The sequence below is a fragment of the Streptomyces sp. NPDC037301 genome, from assembly GCF_055602785.1.
This window is the reverse complement of the sequence record NZ_JBVJWD010000063.1, coordinates 16723-31316: the sequence shown is the minus strand read 5'-3', so window position 1 is coordinate 31316 and position 14594 is coordinate 16723. Positions and strand designations below refer to the sequence as shown.

The 14594-nt window shown below is 68.6% G+C and carries 17 protein-coding genes and 2 pseudogenes; 8 read left to right on the top strand and 11 right to left on the bottom strand.

Annotated features, from left to right (window positions below; genetic code table 11):
• The 4 genes and pseudogenes from ACZ7IB_RS43485 to ACZ7IB_RS43470 form a co-directional block, all read right to left on the bottom strand.
• A pseudogene (locus tag ACZ7IB_RS43485) lies at positions 1–81 on the bottom strand (electron transfer flavoprotein subunit beta); the annotation flags it as partial.
• A 201-nt stretch (positions 82–282) separates the two neighbouring features.
• The gene (locus ACZ7IB_RS43480) at positions 283–789 is read right to left on the bottom strand and encodes a flavin reductase family protein (RefSeq protein ID WP_470920468.1); all 507 of its coding nucleotides are present in this window, start codon (positions 787–789) and stop codon (positions 283–285) included.
• A 43-nt stretch (positions 790–832) separates the two neighbouring features.
• Complete coding sequence (locus ACZ7IB_RS43475; protein ID WP_371268620.1) at positions 833–913, bottom strand: putative leader peptide; 81 nt, start codon at positions 911–913, stop codon at positions 833–835.
• A 72-nt stretch (positions 914–985) separates the two neighbouring features.
• On the bottom strand, positions 986–1312 hold the full coding sequence (locus ACZ7IB_RS43470; RefSeq protein ID WP_401995236.1) for a TlpA family protein disulfide reductase: 327 nt from the start codon (positions 1310–1312) through the stop codon (positions 986–988).
• 218 nt (positions 1313–1530) lie between these two features.
• On the opposite strand from ACZ7IB_RS43470, the gene ACZ7IB_RS43465 reads away from it, so the two are divergent.
• A complete protein-coding gene (locus tag ACZ7IB_RS43465) occupies positions 1531–2253 on the top strand; it encodes a lysophospholipid acyltransferase family protein (RefSeq protein ID WP_470920473.1) in 723 nt (240 codons plus the stop codon).
• Positions 2254–2283: 30 nt separating this feature from the next.
• Here ACZ7IB_RS43465 and ACZ7IB_RS43460 read toward each other — a convergent pair whose 3' ends face one another.
• From ACZ7IB_RS43460 to ACZ7IB_RS43440, 5 genes and pseudogenes are all read right to left on the bottom strand, one after another.
• A complete protein-coding gene (locus ACZ7IB_RS43460) occupies positions 2284–2976 on the bottom strand; it encodes a B3/B4 domain-containing protein (RefSeq protein WP_470920466.1) in 693 nt (230 codons plus the stop codon).
• A 25-nt stretch (positions 2977–3001) separates the two neighbouring features.
• Positions 3002–3609 (bottom strand): annotated as a pseudogene (locus ACZ7IB_RS43455) (transglutaminase domain-containing protein).
• A 76-nt stretch (positions 3610–3685) separates the two neighbouring features.
• Positions 3686–4765 (bottom strand): threonine aldolase family protein, encoded by a 1080-nt coding sequence (locus tag ACZ7IB_RS43450; RefSeq protein WP_470920464.1) that lies wholly within the window; start codon positions 4763–4765, stop codon positions 3686–3688.
• Complete coding sequence (locus tag ACZ7IB_RS43445; protein ID WP_470920462.1) at positions 4744–5511, bottom strand: SDR family NAD(P)-dependent oxidoreductase; 768 nt, start codon at positions 5509–5511, stop codon at positions 4744–4746. The genes ACZ7IB_RS43450 and ACZ7IB_RS43445 overlap by 22 nt, the downstream gene beginning before the upstream one ends.
• Positions 5512–5537: 26 nt before the next feature.
• Complete coding sequence (locus tag ACZ7IB_RS43440; RefSeq protein WP_470920460.1) at positions 5538–6935, bottom strand: DUF6421 family protein; 1398 nt, start codon at positions 6933–6935, stop codon at positions 5538–5540.
• A 557-nt stretch (positions 6936–7492) separates the two neighbouring features.
• On the opposite strand from ACZ7IB_RS43440, the gene ACZ7IB_RS43435 reads away from it, so the two are divergent.
• Positions 7493–8143, top strand: a complete 651-nt coding sequence (locus ACZ7IB_RS43435; protein WP_470920472.1) for a glycerophosphodiester phosphodiesterase — start codon at positions 7493–7495, stop codon at positions 8141–8143.
• A 12-nt stretch (positions 8144–8155) separates the two neighbouring features.
• Here the strand turns inward: ACZ7IB_RS43435 and ACZ7IB_RS43430 are convergent, their stop codons facing one another.
• On the bottom strand, positions 8156–8707 hold the full coding sequence (locus tag ACZ7IB_RS43430; protein WP_470920458.1) for a GNAT family N-acetyltransferase: 552 nt from the start codon (positions 8705–8707) through the stop codon (positions 8156–8158).
• A gap of 78 nt (positions 8708–8785) precedes the next feature.
• Between ACZ7IB_RS43430 and ACZ7IB_RS43425 the strand changes: the two genes are divergently transcribed.
• The 6 genes from ACZ7IB_RS43425 to ACZ7IB_RS43400 all read left to right on the top strand — a co-directional run bounded on the left by ACZ7IB_RS43425 (position 8786) and on the right by ACZ7IB_RS43400 (position 12871).
• Positions 8786–9172 (top strand): VOC family protein, encoded by a 387-nt coding sequence (locus tag ACZ7IB_RS43425; RefSeq protein WP_470920456.1) that lies wholly within the window; start codon positions 8786–8788, stop codon positions 9170–9172.
• A 384-nt stretch (positions 9173–9556) separates the two neighbouring features.
• Positions 9557–10147, top strand: a complete 591-nt coding sequence (locus ACZ7IB_RS43420; protein ID WP_470920455.1) for a DUF5134 domain-containing protein — start codon at positions 9557–9559, stop codon at positions 10145–10147.
• Positions 10148–10233: 86 nt separating this feature from the next.
• Positions 10234–11169 carry a M56 family metallopeptidase gene (locus ACZ7IB_RS43415; protein WP_470920453.1) on the top strand — a complete coding sequence of 312 codons (936 nt, stop codon included), beginning with the start codon at positions 10234–10236 and terminating at the stop codon, positions 11167–11169.
• Between the two features lie 33 nt (positions 11170–11202).
• Positions 11203–11901 (top strand): phosphatase PAP2 family protein, encoded by a 699-nt coding sequence (locus ACZ7IB_RS43410; protein ID WP_470920451.1) that lies wholly within the window; start codon positions 11203–11205, stop codon positions 11899–11901.
• 19 nt (positions 11902–11920) lie between these two features.
• Positions 11921–12622, top strand: a complete 702-nt coding sequence (locus ACZ7IB_RS43405) for an HAD family hydrolase (protein WP_470920449.1) — start codon at positions 11921–11923, stop codon at positions 12620–12622.
• Between the two features lie 69 nt (positions 12623–12691).
• On the top strand, positions 12692–12871 hold the full coding sequence (locus ACZ7IB_RS43400) for a hypothetical protein (protein WP_470920447.1): 180 nt from the start codon (positions 12692–12694) through the stop codon (positions 12869–12871).
• Between the two features lie 110 nt (positions 12872–12981).
• Here the strand turns inward: ACZ7IB_RS43400 and ACZ7IB_RS43395 are convergent, their stop codons facing one another.
• Positions 12982–14472 carry an LVIVD repeat-containing protein gene (locus ACZ7IB_RS43395; RefSeq protein WP_470920446.1) on the bottom strand — a complete coding sequence of 497 codons (1491 nt, stop codon included), beginning with the start codon at positions 14470–14472 and terminating at the stop codon, positions 12982–12984.
• Positions 14473–14594 lie beyond the last annotated feature (122 nt).

Here is a 14594-nt window from a genome sequence, read left to right as displayed (position 1 = left end):
CAGCGTCAGGTCATCGGCGAAGTGCCGGTCGCCGGTGGCGTCGGGCACGTACTTCACACAGACAACGATCCTCAAGCTCACGCCGGCTCTCCTACTGCATCGTCATTTCTGGGCTGCCTTGTTGCACGCAGCATAGGCGCCCGATGGGGCGGTTTCCGGTCGGGGCGACCGACGCTCCGAAGGAAATATTACTAGCCAGTACACCCAGTGTTTCACCCACGGGCAAGCGCTTGGAACTGTGATCTGGCCAACGTGCGGCGCCCTTGTGCCGCTTGGGAGTTCTCAGTCCCGCAGAGCGGTGAAACGGCCCTGGTGATACAGGAGCGGGCGACCGCCTCCGGCCGGGTCGCCGACCACGGCCTCCGCGATCACGATCCGGTGGTCCCCCGCCGGAACCCGGGCCACCACGCGGCAGACCAGCCACGCCAGCACACCGTCGAGCACCGGCACACCTTCGGGCCCACTGCGCCAATGGGTGGACGGGCCGAACCGGTCGGCGCCGCTGCGGGCAAAGGTGGCGGCCAGCTCCTGCTGGTGCTCACCGAGTATGTGGACGCCGAGGTGTTCGGCCTCGGCCACGACCGGCCAACTGGAGGACGATGTCCCCACACCGAAGGAGATCAGCGCCGGCTCGGCGGCGACGGAGTTGAGAGAGGTTGCGGTGAAGCCGACCGGCCGGTCACGTGCGGCGGTGATCACTGCCACACCGGCGGCGTGCTGCCGGAAGACCGAGCGGAGGAGTTCGGAGGATGCCGTGCGGGAAGTGCCGAGCTCGGGCGAAGCCGTCATGGAGGTGTCCTTCTGCGGGGGAGGCGTACGGGGCCGTGGTTGCTCAGGCACCCGGACAGCGCGCACTCGCGTTGCGGGCGAGATCCACATGGACCCGGCCGTAGAGAAGGGGTTCTGGCGGCATAGCGTCAGACTGACGATGCGTGGTGGGGGCAGTCAAGACCGTCCCGCAATGTGGGAGATGCATCACGGTGCGTCACATCGCCCGTCCCAGTGCAGCGACGACGTCGACGGTGCGCGGCTGCCCGACGGCCCGGCGGACGATCCGGCCGGTGGCGTCGAGGATCAGCACGGTCGGTGTCCGGCTGATCTCCAGCTCGCGCACGAGAGTGAGATGCGCCTCGGCGTCGATCTCGACATGGGCGACCCCGTCCACCATTCGCGCCACCTCGACGAGAGTGCGGCGGGTGGCCCGGCAGGGCTGACAGAACGCACTGGAGAACTGCACAAGGGTCGCCCGCTCCCCCAATTCCGCACCGAGTTGGGCCGCGTCCAGCGTTCCCGCCTGTGTCTGCCCGTCCACCTTCGGCCTCCTGTCAGAGCTCTTCGCAAGGGGTCAGCGCCACCGGGTGCCAAGACATTCCCGGCGGTTCCACGTGACGAGAATCTCGCGGCCCACGCCCTCGGAGACTGGCCACCGCGTCGCGCATGGGGCACGATCGGCGCAATGCCGCAAACCTACGGCTGCGTAACTTCCGCCGGGAGAACCCTCCTCAGGCGCTGAAGAAGGGTCTTCTCCAGATGGCAGAACTCGTCTATCGGCCGGTCATCGGCGCCGCTCGTACGTTTTTCAAGGCGCTCGACCTGAAGATCGACACTCAGGGTTCCGAGCACATCCCGAAGACCGGTGGCGCGGTACTGGTCAGCAACCACATCAGCTATCTGGACTTCATCTTCACCGGGCTCGCGGCGCTGCCGCAGAAGCGGCTTGTCCGCTTCATGGCGAAGGAATCGGTCTTCCGGCACAAGGTCTCGGGCCCGCTGATGCGCGGCATGAAGCACATCCCCGTCGACCGCAAGCAGGGCGAGGACGCATATGCGCACGCCCTTGCCTCGCTGCGTTCCGGCGAGATCGTCGGCGTGTTCCCCGAGGCCACGATCTCGGAGTCGTTCACGCTGAAGAGCTTCAAGTCCGGCGCTGCCCGGCTGGCCCAGGAGGCCGGCGTGCCGCTGATCCCGATGGCGCTGTGGGGGACGCAGCGATTGTGGACCAAGGGCCGGCCGCGCAATTTCAAGCGCAACCACGTTCCGGTGACGATCCGGGTCGGCGAGCCGGTGGAGGCACCCGCCGACCAGTACGCGGGCGCGATCACCCGGCGGCTGCGGGAGCGGGCCCAGGAGCTCCTCGAAGCGGCCCAGCGCGCCTATCCCGTACGCCCGAAGGACGCGAGCGACACCTGGTGGGTGCCCTCGCACCTCGGCGGTACGGCTCCGACGCCCGCCGAGGTGCGCGAGAAGAGCTGACGCGGCCGGCTCACGGCCACGACCGGAATATCACTCCGGGGTGCCGACGGTGATCCGCGCCCCGGGGCTCAGCTTCTCCAGCCGTTCGGCGAGTTCGGCGCCTGCGGCTTCGAGTTCGCCGATCGTCATGGGCGCGAGGCGCTCCAGCAGGAATACGGCGTTCACGGACTCCTCGGTGAGCCGGGTACGCACGCCCTGTCGCCAGTTCCAGCGACGGCAGGTGACGCCCTCGTCGTCGCACCAGACGACTTCGCCGGGCTCGGGGTGCTCCACGGTCTCCTCGCCGCCCGCGACGGTGACGAAAGGCTCCTGGCCGGTGGAACGTACGAGCCGCATGGCGCCGTTGATGCGGTCGGTGTCCTCGCCGCCGACCGGAATCAGATGGGCGACGCTGATGGCGTTGTAGAGGTCGACCAGGAGATTGATGCGCGGCAGCCCGGCGGCGGTGAGCGCGCGCCGGGCCAGGGCTTCGGCGGAATTGCGGGTACGGGACGGTTTGGCGCCGAAGGCGGTGTAGGTGTCGCGCCAGGCGGCGAGGTGGGGGTCCTCGTGCGGGGCCCGGCCGCCGAGCCGCTCGGCCAGGCGGCGGGCCGCCTCGTCCAGCAGGGCCGAGCTGTCGTCGTTGCTGGGCCCGTTGACCAGGCCGCGCGCTTCGACGGCGAGGTGGCTGAAGCCGGGGGCGAGGGTGCGTACGTCGTCGGAGACGGTGAACGTCAGGGTCATCGGTGCCTTGCCTCGGGACGGGATCTCAGAGCGCTGTGGGAAGAGTGCACCACAGCTGCGGGCGGTCCTCGGCGGACCGGAGGCCGCGCAGTACCGCCGGATGCGGTGCTGCATAGAGTACTGGATAGTCCACTTCATTGAACTCCGGGCGGATGAGCCAGGCCAGCCGCTCCCCGCCGAGCGAGAAGTGGGCGTCGACGCCCGGCTTGTTGCCCCGGGGGGTCCTGACGGTCCCAGCGGTCACGACCGGGCAGCCGAACCGCGATCAGCCCGTACACGGGGCCCGGATCCCCGTTCTCCTCGCCGAGCCCCTGGTAGCAGAGGGCGGTCGGGATGCCCGCCGCACGGAGGAGGGCGGCCAGAGCGTGGGACTTGGAGTGACAGATACCGTTGCGCGTCGCGAGGACGTCGGAGGCGCGCCAGGCGACCTGCCTGTCGCCCGAATCAGCGGAATGCGGAATGCGGAATGGTGTCACGCACGAAGGCGTAGGCGGCGGCCGCGCATGTGTATGCGTCGGTGGTATTGCTGCGGAGATCGGCGACCGCGTCCCGCACCAGCCGATGCTCGTGGTCGATGGCCTCATCGGCGGCGAGATAGGCGGAAAGTTCCGGGACTTCCTGGATCAGCTCCATGGCCACCGAGCGTAAATAGGCGGCCGACCAGATGTCAATGACTTCCCGGTCGACCGCATACTTATTCAGCTATTGACTACTTCGCCATCTCGTCCTTCAGGGCAAGGACGAATGCGTCGACATCGTCCTCCGTGGTGTCGAAGGAGCACATCCAGCGCACATCACCGGCGGCCTCGTCCCAGAAGTAGAAGCGGAAGCGCTTCTGCAGCCGCTCGCTGACCTCGTGCGGCAGCCGGGCGAAGACGGCATTGGCCTGGACGGGGTGGAGGATCTCCACGCCGTCCACCGCGCGCACGCCCTCCGCGAGCCGCTGGGCCATGGCGTTGGCGTGCCGGGCGTTGCGCAGCCAGAGGTCTCCGGCGAGCAGTGCCTCCAGCTGTACGGAGACGAAGCGCATCTTCGAGGCGAGTTGCATCGACAGCTTGCGCAGGTGCTTCATGGCACGGACGGCGTCCGGGTTCAGGACGACCACGGCCTCGCCGAAGATCGCCCCGTTCTTCGTGCCACCGAAGGACAGGACGTCGACGCCGACGGTATTGGTGAACGTACGCATCGGTACGTCCAGCGAAGCCGCGGCGTTGGCTATCCGGGCCCCGTCCAGGTGGACCTTCATGCCGTGGCCGTGGGCGTGGTCGCAGATGGCACGGATCTCGTCGGGTGTGTAGACCGTGCCCAGTTCGGTGTTCTGGGTGATCGACACGACCTGCGGCATGGCGCGGTGTTCGTCGTCCCAGCCGTAGGCCTGCCGGTCGATGAGCTCGGGCGTGAGCTTGCCGTCCGGGGTGGGCACGGTGAGCAGCTTGAGGCCGCCCACCCGCTCCGGGGCACCGCCCTCATCGACGTTGATGTGGGCGGACTCGGCGCAGATCACCGCGCCCCAGCGGTCGGTCATCGCTTGGAGGGAGACGACGTTGGCGCCGGTTCCGTTGAAGACCGGAAAGGCTTCGGAGGTCGGGCCGAAGTGACTGTGCATCACGCGCTGGAGATGCTCGGTGTAGTCGTCCTCGCCGTAGGCGATCTGGTGACCGCCATTGGCGAGGGCGATGGCCGCGAGGATCTCCGGGTGCGTGCCGGCGTAGTTGTCACTGGCGAAGCCGCGTACCTGCGGGTCGTGGTGGCGCCGCGCGTCGGTCCTTACGGTTGCGGGGTCAGCCACAGGCGCTTTCCGTTCACTTCCGGGGCGGGCCGGTCCCAGACGCCGGCGATGGCATCGGCCAGCTCCTTGACGTCGGTGAAGCCCGCGAATTTCGCATTGGGGCGCTCGGCGCGCATCGCGTCGTGCACCAATGCCTTGACGATCAGGATCGTAGCCGCGGTCCTGGGCCCTTCGTCGCCCCCCGCTTTGCGGAAGGAGTCCGCGAGCGCGAGCGTCCAGGCCTCGGCCGCCGCCTTCGACGCGGCATAGGCTGCGTTTCCCGCGGTGGGCTTGCTCGCACCGGCCGCACTGATCAGCACATAGCGACCCCGGTCACTGCGCTGCAGACCCTCCTGAAAGGCCAGCGAGGTGTGCTGGACCGTGCGGATCAGCAGCTTCTCCAGCAGGTTCCAGTCGGCGAGGTCGGTCTCGGCGAAGGTGGCGCTGCCGCGCCAGCCGCCGACGAGGTGGACCAGGCCGTCGATCCGGCCGAATTCCTTCTCCGTCTTGTCCGCCCATTCGCGGGCGGCAGCGAGGTCCAGCAGATCGACGGTGTCACCAGTGACCGTGGCGCCGCCGTGGGCGTAGCGGGCGGCGTCGACCGCCTCGGCCAGGCGGGTGGCATCGGCGTCGGAGGCGACGACGGTCGCACCGGCCTCGGCGAGCCTCAGCAGGGTGGCCCGGCCGGCCGGGCCCGCGGCCCCGGCGACCGCGACCACGGCGCCTTCGAGAGCACCGCTCCCGTTGCCCTTGCCGTTTCCGTTCATGGCCACCGCCTCCTTAAGCCCGGCGCTCACGCGGCTGCCCGCTCGGCATCCGCGGCGGTGATCCCCTTGGTCGAGGCAATCACGTTCTTCAGCTTCTTGGAGAGTGCCTCATAGAACATGCTCAGGGGAAACTCGTCCGGAAGCACGTCGTCGACGAGCTTCCGCGGCGGCTGGGAAAGATCCAGCGCGTCCGGGCCCTTGGCCCAGCGGGAGCCCGGGTGCGGGGCGAGGTAGGTCGAGACCAGGTCGTACGCGGCGAACCAGTGGACGAGCTTGGGGCGGTCGATGCCGTCGCGGTAGAGCTTCTCGATCTCGGTGCAGAGCTGATTGGTGACCTGCGGGGCACGGTCCCAGTCGATCCTCAGCGTGTTGTCGGTCCAGCGGATCACGTCGTGCTTGTGGAGGTACGCGAAGAGCAGCTGGCCGCCGAGGCCGTCGTAGTTGCGGACGCGCTCACCGGTGACGGGGAAGCGGAACATCCGGTCGAACAGCACGGCGTACTGCACATCGCGGCCCTGCGGGAAGCCATCGGCCTCCAGCTTCACGGCCTCCTTGAAGGCGGTGAGGTCGCAGCGCAGCTCTTCGAGCCCGTACATCCAGAACGGCTGGCGCTGCTTGATCATGAAGGGGTCGAACGGCAGGTCGCCGTGGCTGTGCGTCCGGTCGTGGACCATGTCCCAGAGCACGAAGGCCTGCTCGCAGCGCTGCTGGTCACCGACCATCTCGCGGATGTCGTCGGGCAGCTCGACGCCGAGCAGATCGACCGACGCCTCGGTGACCCGGCGGAAGCGGGCGGCCTCGCGGTCGCAGAAGATTCCGCCCCAGCTGAAGCGCTCGGGGGCCTCGCGCACGGCGACGGTCTCCGGGAAGAGCACGGCGGAGTTGGTGTCGTATCCCGAGGTGAAGCCCTCGAAGGTGATGCCGCAGAACAACGGGTTGTCGTAGCGGGTGGCTTCGAGCTCGGCCAGCCACTCGGGCCAGACCATCCGCAGCACGACCGCTTCGAGGTTGCGGTCCGGGTTGCCGTTCTGTGTGTACATCGCGAAGACGACCAGGTGCTGGAGCCCGTCGGTGCGGTCCTTGGCCGGCTGGAAGGCGAGCAGCGAGTCGAGGAAGTCCGGCACGCCGAAGCCGTCCGTGGCCCAGCGACGCAGGTCCACGACAAGGGCACGGTGGTAGGCGTCGTCATGCGGAAGCAGCGCAGAGAGCTCCTCGATCGCGACGATCGCGCGATCCAGCGTCGCCCGGGCAGCCGCCCGGGACGGCGCCCCCTCGGCGTCGAAGTCGATGGAACCGTCCTTCGACTGCCAGGGGCGGATATCCTCCACGGCATTCTTGAGCGCGGGCCAGGCGGGGTGATCGACCACCCGCTGGTCCGTAGGTATGTCACCTGCGGCAACGTCGTGCACAAGAATTTCCGTCATAACACTTCCTCCACAGGAGAACCTCGCGTCAAGCAACCGTATCCATCTGCGGTTCCTTCGGACAAGTGGGCCTCAGAAAATTATCCTGCCGACCCCCCATTGTCACCGCGATTCTTCCTGCATTGAACCTTCCCTGCGAACGCTTCCGTCGGCCTGACCCCTTGCAGAGGCTGCCGCTCCGCCCGGCATCGCGCACATGAGCGGTCAGGCCATGCAGAGCACGCCCACGCATGGGTGACACAGCTCGCCCGGCACGGCTGTCTGCCGGCAGGACGGACGGCATCCGTCCTCCGCACCACCTCTGGAGATCCGCCGCGTGAGTATCCGTGCCGTTCTTGTCGCAGCCGTCATCACCGGGTTCCTGCTCGGTGCCGCCGACGTCCAGGGACACGGCGCCACTCCCCCTCGTCCAAGCGGCTCTCTCTCGGGGGTGGGCCATTAAGCTGCCGAATTGCCGTAATGCCGTAGTGCCTCGTGGGTAGGAGCCGCACGCGGGAAGACGCCGTCGACGGAAGCGAGTTGCCTTGTCTTTTCTCACCATCGGTCATCGCGGAGTGATGGGTGTCGAGCCGGAGAACACCCTGCGGTCGTTCGTCCATGCGGAGCAGGCCGGGATGGACGCCATCGAACTGGACCTTCATTTGAGCAAGGACGGCGCGCTGGCCGTCATGCACGACGCCGATGTGGACCGTACGACGGACGGCAGCGGTCCGATCGCCGAGAAGACCCTGTCGGAGCTGCGCGAACTCGATGCCGGGCAGGGCGAGCGCGTGCCGGTCTTCGAGGAGGTGCTCGACGCCGTACGATCCCCCGTTCAGGCAGAGATCAAGGATGTGACCGCGGCCCGCGCCCTGGCAGAAGTGATGCTGCGACGCGGTCTCGTCGACCGGGTCGAGGTGTCGTCGTTCCACGACGAGGCGGTCGCCGAGATCGCCCAACTGGTGCCGGGGGTACGGACGGTACTCATCGCGAGCCGCTGGCGGAGCGATGTGGTGGACCGGGCGAAGGCGGTGGGTGCGGCGACGCTGGCGCTGAACATCCGCCGTCTCACCCTGGAGGTGGTCGAGCAGGCGCACGCCGAAGGGCTGAAGGTCATCGGCTGGGTGGTGAACACCCAGGACCATCTGCGGCTGGTACGCGCCCTGCGACTGGACGGCGCGACCACCGACTACCCGGAGATTCGCCGCGCCGGCCGCTTCACCGCCTGATCGCCTGCCCGGTCAGACCAGGTCCTTGACCAGCAGCTCGAACGCGAGATCGTCGCGCTGCGGGATACCGAAGCGATCGTCGCCGTACGGGAACGGGCTGAGCTTTCCCGTACGGCGGTAGCCGCGGCGCTCGTACCAGGCGATCAGCTCCTCGCGCACCGAGATCACGGTCATGTGCATCTCGGTCACCCCCCAGCTCTTGCGGACGGTGCGCTCGGCCTCGGTGATGATCACCTTGCCGAGACCGGCTCCCTGCAGCTCGGGACGGACCGCGAACATCCCGAAGTAGGCGGCGTCACCGCGGTGTTCGAGTTGGCAGCAGGCGATGAGCGCACCGTCGCGCTCCACCACGAGCAGTCGGCTGCCGGGCGCTTCAACGACCTCGCGGACGCCGACCGGGTCGGTTCGCTGCCCCTGCAGGATGTCCGCCTCGGTGGTCCATCCGGCCCGGCTGGAGTCCCCGCGGTACGCCGACTCGATCAGCGTCACGAGTGCGGGCACATCGGCGTCGGCCGCGTCGCGGAAGGTCAGCTGTCCCGAGTCCTCGGCAGGGGCGATGTCCATGGTGGTGGCTCTCCGTTTCTCTGCTGTGGCCGTGCCGAAGCAGCGTAACCCGCGTGTTCCGGACCTAGAGTCTGGCGCATGGTTCATGTGCTGAGCAGCCGGATCCTGTTGCGGCCGGCCGATCCCGAGCGATCACGGATCTTCTACGGCCAGTGCCTCGGGCTGCCCGTCTACCGGGAGTTCGGCACCGGCCCCGAGCGGGGCACGGTCTATTTCCTCGGCGGCGGCTTCCTGGAGGTCTCCGGGCGCGCCACCGCACCGCCGGTGCCCGGCCTCGAACTGTGGCTGCAGGTCGCGGACGTCCGGGCGGCGCACGAGGAGGTGTCGGCCCGTGGCGTCGAGGTGCTGCGGCCGCCGGTGCGCGAGCCGTGGGGGCTCGTCGAGATGTGGATCCGCGATCCGGACGGGCACAGGATCGTCGTGGTGGAAGTACCGGAGGACCATCCACTGCGCCACCGCCCGTAGAAGTGCCGGTGCGCCGTCGGTGCGCGGCGCGGCTTCCCTCCGCGAAGTCGACGAGCGCGGGCAGGGCTTTCTCCAGACTGCCGTCGTGGTCCGCGAACGCGAGGCGCAGGAGGTGTCGGAAGCCGTCCATGGCGGAGAACACGGGGCCGGAAATGATCAGTGAGCCCACGCGGCGGGCCGGCTGGGCGGCGTCGGCGGCGGGATCTCCACCCAGAGAGCGGAGCCTCCCGCGGGCCGTTCCCATCCCCGGGCGGGAGCCCACGGCACGGCAGGGAACACCCCCTCCGCGCGCTCCCCGTGTACCTCAGTGCGCCGCGTACGACGGCCTGGGCCCGGGCATCGACTAAGAGGGACCGACGTCGTACGTCCAGGGGGAGGTGCGCTGTGCACGGACCGGCGATGTCCGGCTGGCTGCTGATGGCGTTGTGCGGGGTGACAAGCGCGTACTGCCTGCTGCGCACGCGCAGAGAGACCGGGGAGCGGCGCAGGACGGCGCGTGCGGAGGCTTTGATGGGCTTCGGCATGGCAGCCATGGCCATGCCGGCCGCCGTCGTGACACCACCAGTGTGGGGGTGGGTGGTGTACGCGGTGCTGTTCGGTGCGGCCTCGTTGCGCGCACTGTGGTTCTCCCGGCGCAGCACGCACCATCTGCACCATCTGGTCGGGTCATCGGCGATGGTCTACATGGCGCTGGCGATGGCACCGGGCGCTGGAGGTGCGCACGGCGAGCACGGCGGACACACGGGCCATGATGTCGCGGTGACGGCCGGGGGCATACCTCTGCTGACCGGACTGCTGCTGGCCTACTACGCGGTGTATGTGCTGCGTTCGGGAGCCCGGTTGATACCGGTGGCCACCACGGCGGGGAGCGGTGGCGGGCCGGTCGGGGGCGGCTGGGGCGCATGGCCCGAGCTGGCTCTCGCCTGTCGGCTGACGATGGGGATAGCCATGTTCGCAATGCTGCTCACTCTGTGAGACAGGGGGCAGGCCAAACCGTGGCGTGCATCACTTGCCGTGCGCAGCCATACCCGCGGCTACCGCACCGCTCATAGGCTGACGCCATGTTGGTCTCCCTCGCGCTGCTGCTGCTCGGTGCACTGACCGCCGTCGTGACCCCACGTCTGATGGCGCGGGCGGATTGGCCGGAGCGCGAGCCCGTCGTTGCGCTGTGGGTCTGGCAGTGCGTGGTGGCCGGGGTGCTGCTCTCCTTCGCGCTCTCCATGACGTTCAGTGCGGCCGCGGCCTGGCAGGCGGTGCGTGGACATGTGTTCGCGCCGGCGCCGCGTGCCGTGGTGGAGGCGTATGCACTGGGCGGGCACGGGCGGTGGTCTGCGGCCATGGCCGTACTGCTGGCGCTCGGAGGGGTATGGACCGCGGCGATGCTGACCCGGGAGATCCACCGAGCCCAGGTGCGTCGCAGGCGACGGCGCACCGAATTGCTGGTGCGTTCCCCGCTGATGCCCGGCGAGGAGCCCGGCAGCGGTCGGCTCGTGGTGCTGGAGGGAGAGCGTCCGGATGCCTGGTGGCTGCCGGGAGCTGCGCCTCAACTGGTCATCACCACGGCGGCACTTGGCCGCCTGAAGGGCCGTCAGCTGGATGCGGTGCTGGCCCATGAGCAGGGACACGCGAGGGCCCGGCACGACTGGCTGCTGCACTGTTCCGGCGCACTCGCGATCGGGTTCCCGCAGGTGCCGGTATTCGCGGCCTTCCGCGACGAGATGCACCGGCTGGTCGAACTGGCCGCGGACGATGTGGCGTCCAGGCGCTTCGGACGGCTGACGATCGCTCTGGCCCTGGTGGAACTCAACGAGGACCGTGGCGTGTTCGGCCCGTGCCCGGCGCCGGACTCTCAGCTGCCGCTGCGGGTGAACCGGCTGCTGACCCCTGTGGAGAGGCTCACCGCGGGCCGTCGGCTCCGGCTGACCGCGGCGGCCGCCCTGGTACCAGTGGTTCCGCTTCTGGTGGCATTCATTCCGGGACTCAGCGCACTGGGCTAGCCGGGTGTACGGATCGTCCGCGAAGATCACCCCATGCCATGCCCGCCACTCGCCCCACAGGCCCGCACCCGTTCCGGCGTCACACCTTTCGGCACAGCCGTGGTCTGCGCGTCTGCTGCCCTGGTCCTGCTGATCCTGGTCGCCATGCGCTGGTCGCCGCTCATGACACTGGACCGTACGGTCGCGGATGCCCTGCACCGAAGGGCGGTCACCGAACCCGGGCTCGTCCACGCGAACCGGATCCTGACCGACTGGGTGTGGGATCCATGGACCATGCGCGCCCTGATCGCGGTGGCCGTGGTGGTGCTGTGGTGGCGCGGGGCGCGGGTGCTCGCGGTGTGGGTGGCAGTGACGAGCGCGCTGTCGACTCTCCTGCAACAAGGGCTGAAGGCCGCGGTCGGCCGGGAGCGGCCGCAGTGGCCGAACCCGGTGGATTCCGCCCACTACGCGGCGTTCCCCTCCGGTCACGCGATGACGGCGATGGTGACCTGCGGTCTGCTGCTCTGGCTCCTGCGACGGCACGGTACGGGACCCCGGATGTGGCGGACGGCCCTGGTGGCGGCATGGGTCTCGGTTGTCGGGGTGGGGGTCACCCGGCTCTACCTGGGGGTGCACTGGATGAGCGACGTGCTGGGCGGCTGGCTGCTGGGGGCGGCTCTGGTCGGGTTCTCCGTCGCCTGGTTCGCCAGGTACGAGGGGCGCGGCGGAGAGGCCTTGCCGCGGCACTCCTGAACCGGGAAGGATCGCACCCATGCAGATCAAGGGTGTGCTCTTCGACTTCTCCGGGACCCTCTTCCGTATCGAATCGGTCCGGTCCTGGCTGCGCGCGGTCATCGCCGAGCGCGAGGTGACGGTCAGCGCGGCCGACTTCGAGCGGTACGCGCGGGGGCTCGAGGCCGCCGGGGCGTTGCCGGGCGGCCCGCCTCCCCAACACGTCCCTGCCCGCCTCGCCTCCGCGTGGGCCACCCGAGACGAGAGCGCGGAACTCCACCGGGAGGCGTACACGGGACTTGCCCGGCAGGTGGCCCTGCCGGATCCGGGGCTGTACGACGCGCTGTACGAGCGGCACAGATCACCTGCCGCCTGGCAGCCCTACCCGGACGCGGCAGAGGTGCTCGGTGCGCTGCGCGACAGCGGCACCCGTATCGGTGTGGTCAGCAACATCGGCTGGGACCTGCGGCCGGTCTTCCGGGCACACGGCCTGGACGCCCTGATAGACGCCTACGTCCTGTCATACGAGCACGGCGTCCAGAAGCCGGACACACGGCTCTTCCACACTGCCTGCACACTTATCGGGCAGGATCCGACGGATGTGGTGATGGTCGGCGACGACCGGCGCGCGGACGGCGGGGCGGCGGCGCTGGGCTGTGACGTGCGCTTTGTGCAGCATCTTCCGGTGGAGGAGCGGCCCGATGGGCTGCGGATGCTGGGACTGACGCCGGGCGTTGCCTGAGAGACATGTGAGAGATGTCCCTGACGCCCAATGGGTCGGATTGTCACATCGGGGCCTTAGCCTGTATGCATGTCCCGTTCTCCGTGCTGCCCCGATTCCGCGCGTACCGCCGCCGTGGTGAACAAAGAGATTCGTGACTTGTGGCAGCGCTCCGGCGGCTGTCTGTCCCCGGAGGACGAGGAGCAGTACCAGAGGCTGCTCGTGGAGTGGGCCGCGGCGACCGGCGGGAGCTCCAGGACGGCCGCCTGACGCAGGTGTCGATTGCGGCGTCCCGCCGGGCGGGGGAGATCCGCCCGGCGGGACGCGCTCGGTGCGCGGTGGAGCAGGATGGTGTCGGCCGATCGGATGAACCGGCCGGATCAGCGGTCGAAGTAGTCCGGCTGCGTCTGAACATTGAGCTCGTCCAGCCGCACCCGCTTCGCCGGGTCGGTCCGCCGGTCGTCGAGCTTCAGGACGTCGAAGCCCTTGGCGATGTCGTTGGAGTAGATGTAGCCGTTGTAGTAGTACGCCGACCAGGGGCCGGCCGTGGTGACCGCGTCCGTACTGACGGGGCCGCGCTCGAAGTAGCCGATCTCCTTCGGCTTCGAGGAGTCGGTGAAGTCCCACACCGAGACTCCGCCCTGGTACCAGGCCTGGACCATCAGGTCGCGGCCCTTGACCGGGATGATCGAACCGTTGTGGGCGACACAGACCTCCGTGTCGGCCTGCGCACGGTCGATCTTGAAGTAGCTGCGGAAGACCAGCTTGCGGTGGTCTCCCTTGCCGACGATGTCGTAGATGCCGTCGGCGCCGCGCTTGGGGCCGATCTCCTCGTTGCAGGTGGCTGCGCCACCGCCGCCGAGTTCATCGGTGAAAACGACCTTGTCGGCCTTCTGGTTGAACGTCGCGGAGTGCCAGAACGCGAAGTTCACGTTGTCCTGCACCCGGTCGATGATCCTCGGGTTCTCCGGGTCCTTGATGGAGAACAGCAGACCGTCGCCCATGCAGGCACCGGCTGCCAGGTCCTTCGAGGGCAGCACTGTGATGTCGTGGCAGCCGGTCGTCTTGGAGACGCCCGGGTTGGTCGGGGCGCCCGGGTTGCCGCCGTCCGGGAAGAGCACCGGGAAGTTCACGACCGCGGCCTTCTCGGGTGCGTTGCGTGGCACCTTGATGACGGAGATCCCGTCGTGCGGCGGCTGGCAGTCCGGGAACGTGTCGCTCGGCGAGTACGAGGAGACGTACACGTATACGTTCTTGCGTTCGGGGACCAGCGTGTGGGTGTGCGATCCACAGGCGGTCTCGACAGCGGCGACATACTTCGGGTTGCGCTTGTCGCTGATGTCGAAGACCTTCATGCCCTCCCAGGAGGACTTCTCCGTGGCGGGCTGGGTGGTGCTGGTGCAGGAGTTGTCGCTGCGCGAGGAGTCAGTGGACAGGAAGAGCAGGTTTCCCGAGACCGAGACGTCGTTCTGCGATCCGGGGCACAGGACCTGGGCGACCGTCTTCGGGGACTTCGGATTGCTGATGTCGTAGATCCGGAAACCATCGTAGTTTCCTGCGAAGGCGTACTTCCCCTGGAAGGCCAGGTCCGTGTTCAGCCCCTTGAGTGCGTCCTTCGGGACGTTGGCCAGATGGGTGATGTTGCTGCTGTGGACGATCTCGTCCACGCCGGGTATCTCGCCGCTGCTGATGGCGTCCGCGGCTTCGGCCTCCCGGGCGGCGGAGACATCGGTGCGGGCGGTGGTCGTATCGCCGGGGTCGGGCGTTGCGGCCGCGGGGCCGGCCGTCAGCAGCGTGGCCAGCAGCCCGGCGGCTGCCACGGCCACACCCAGACGTCTGCGCCGCGCCGGGCTCATGTGCAACGAAATCACTGCGTCCTCCCATGCATCCGTACGTAGTTGAACGGTTCACGGACACCGGCAGTATCGTCCTCCCCACGGGCATCCCAACAGATGGCAACAGAGACGTAATGAAAGTTTCTGATCGCTGTCGC

Bases quoted from the DNA above. Each gene is read 5' to 3' on its own strand.
- ACZ7IB_RS43480 (WP_470920468.1), bottom strand. From the start codon at position 789: ATGACGGCTTCGCCCGAGCTCGGCACTTCCCGCACGGCATCCTCCGAA.
- ACZ7IB_RS43475 (WP_371268620.1), bottom strand. From the start codon at position 913: ATGCCGCCAGAACCCCTTCTCTACGGCCGGGTCCATGTGGATCTCGCC.
- ACZ7IB_RS43465 (WP_470920473.1), top strand. From the start codon at position 1,531: ATGGCAGAACTCGTCTATCGGCCGGTCATCGGCGCCGCTCGTACGTTT.
- ACZ7IB_RS43460 (WP_470920466.1), bottom strand. From the start codon at position 2,976: ATGACCCTGACGTTCACCGTCTCCGACGACGTACGCACCCTCGCCCCC.
- ACZ7IB_RS43445 (WP_470920462.1), bottom strand. From the start codon at position 5,511: ATGAACGGAAACGGCAAGGGCAACGGGAGCGGTGCTCTCGAAGGCGCC.
- ACZ7IB_RS43440 (WP_470920460.1), bottom strand. From the start codon at position 6,935: ATGACGGAAATTCTTGTGCACGACGTTGCCGCAGGTGACATACCTACG.
- ACZ7IB_RS43435 (WP_470920472.1), top strand. From the start codon at position 7,493: ATGGGTGTCGAGCCGGAGAACACCCTGCGGTCGTTCGTCCATGCGGAG.
- ACZ7IB_RS43430 (WP_470920458.1), bottom strand. From the start codon at position 8,707: ATGGACATCGCCCCTGCCGAGGACTCGGGACAGCTGACCTTCCGCGAC.
- ACZ7IB_RS43425 (WP_470920456.1), top strand. From the start codon at position 8,786: ATGGTTCATGTGCTGAGCAGCCGGATCCTGTTGCGGCCGGCCGATCCC.
- ACZ7IB_RS43415 (WP_470920453.1), top strand. From the start codon at position 10,234: ATGTTGGTCTCCCTCGCGCTGCTGCTGCTCGGTGCACTGACCGCCGTC.
- ACZ7IB_RS43410 (WP_470920451.1), top strand. From the start codon at position 11,203: ATGCCATGCCCGCCACTCGCCCCACAGGCCCGCACCCGTTCCGGCGTC.
- ACZ7IB_RS43405 (WP_470920449.1), top strand. From the start codon at position 11,921: ATGCAGATCAAGGGTGTGCTCTTCGACTTCTCCGGGACCCTCTTCCGT.
- ACZ7IB_RS43400 (WP_470920447.1), top strand. From the start codon at position 12,692: ATGTCCCGTTCTCCGTGCTGCCCCGATTCCGCGCGTACCGCCGCCGTG.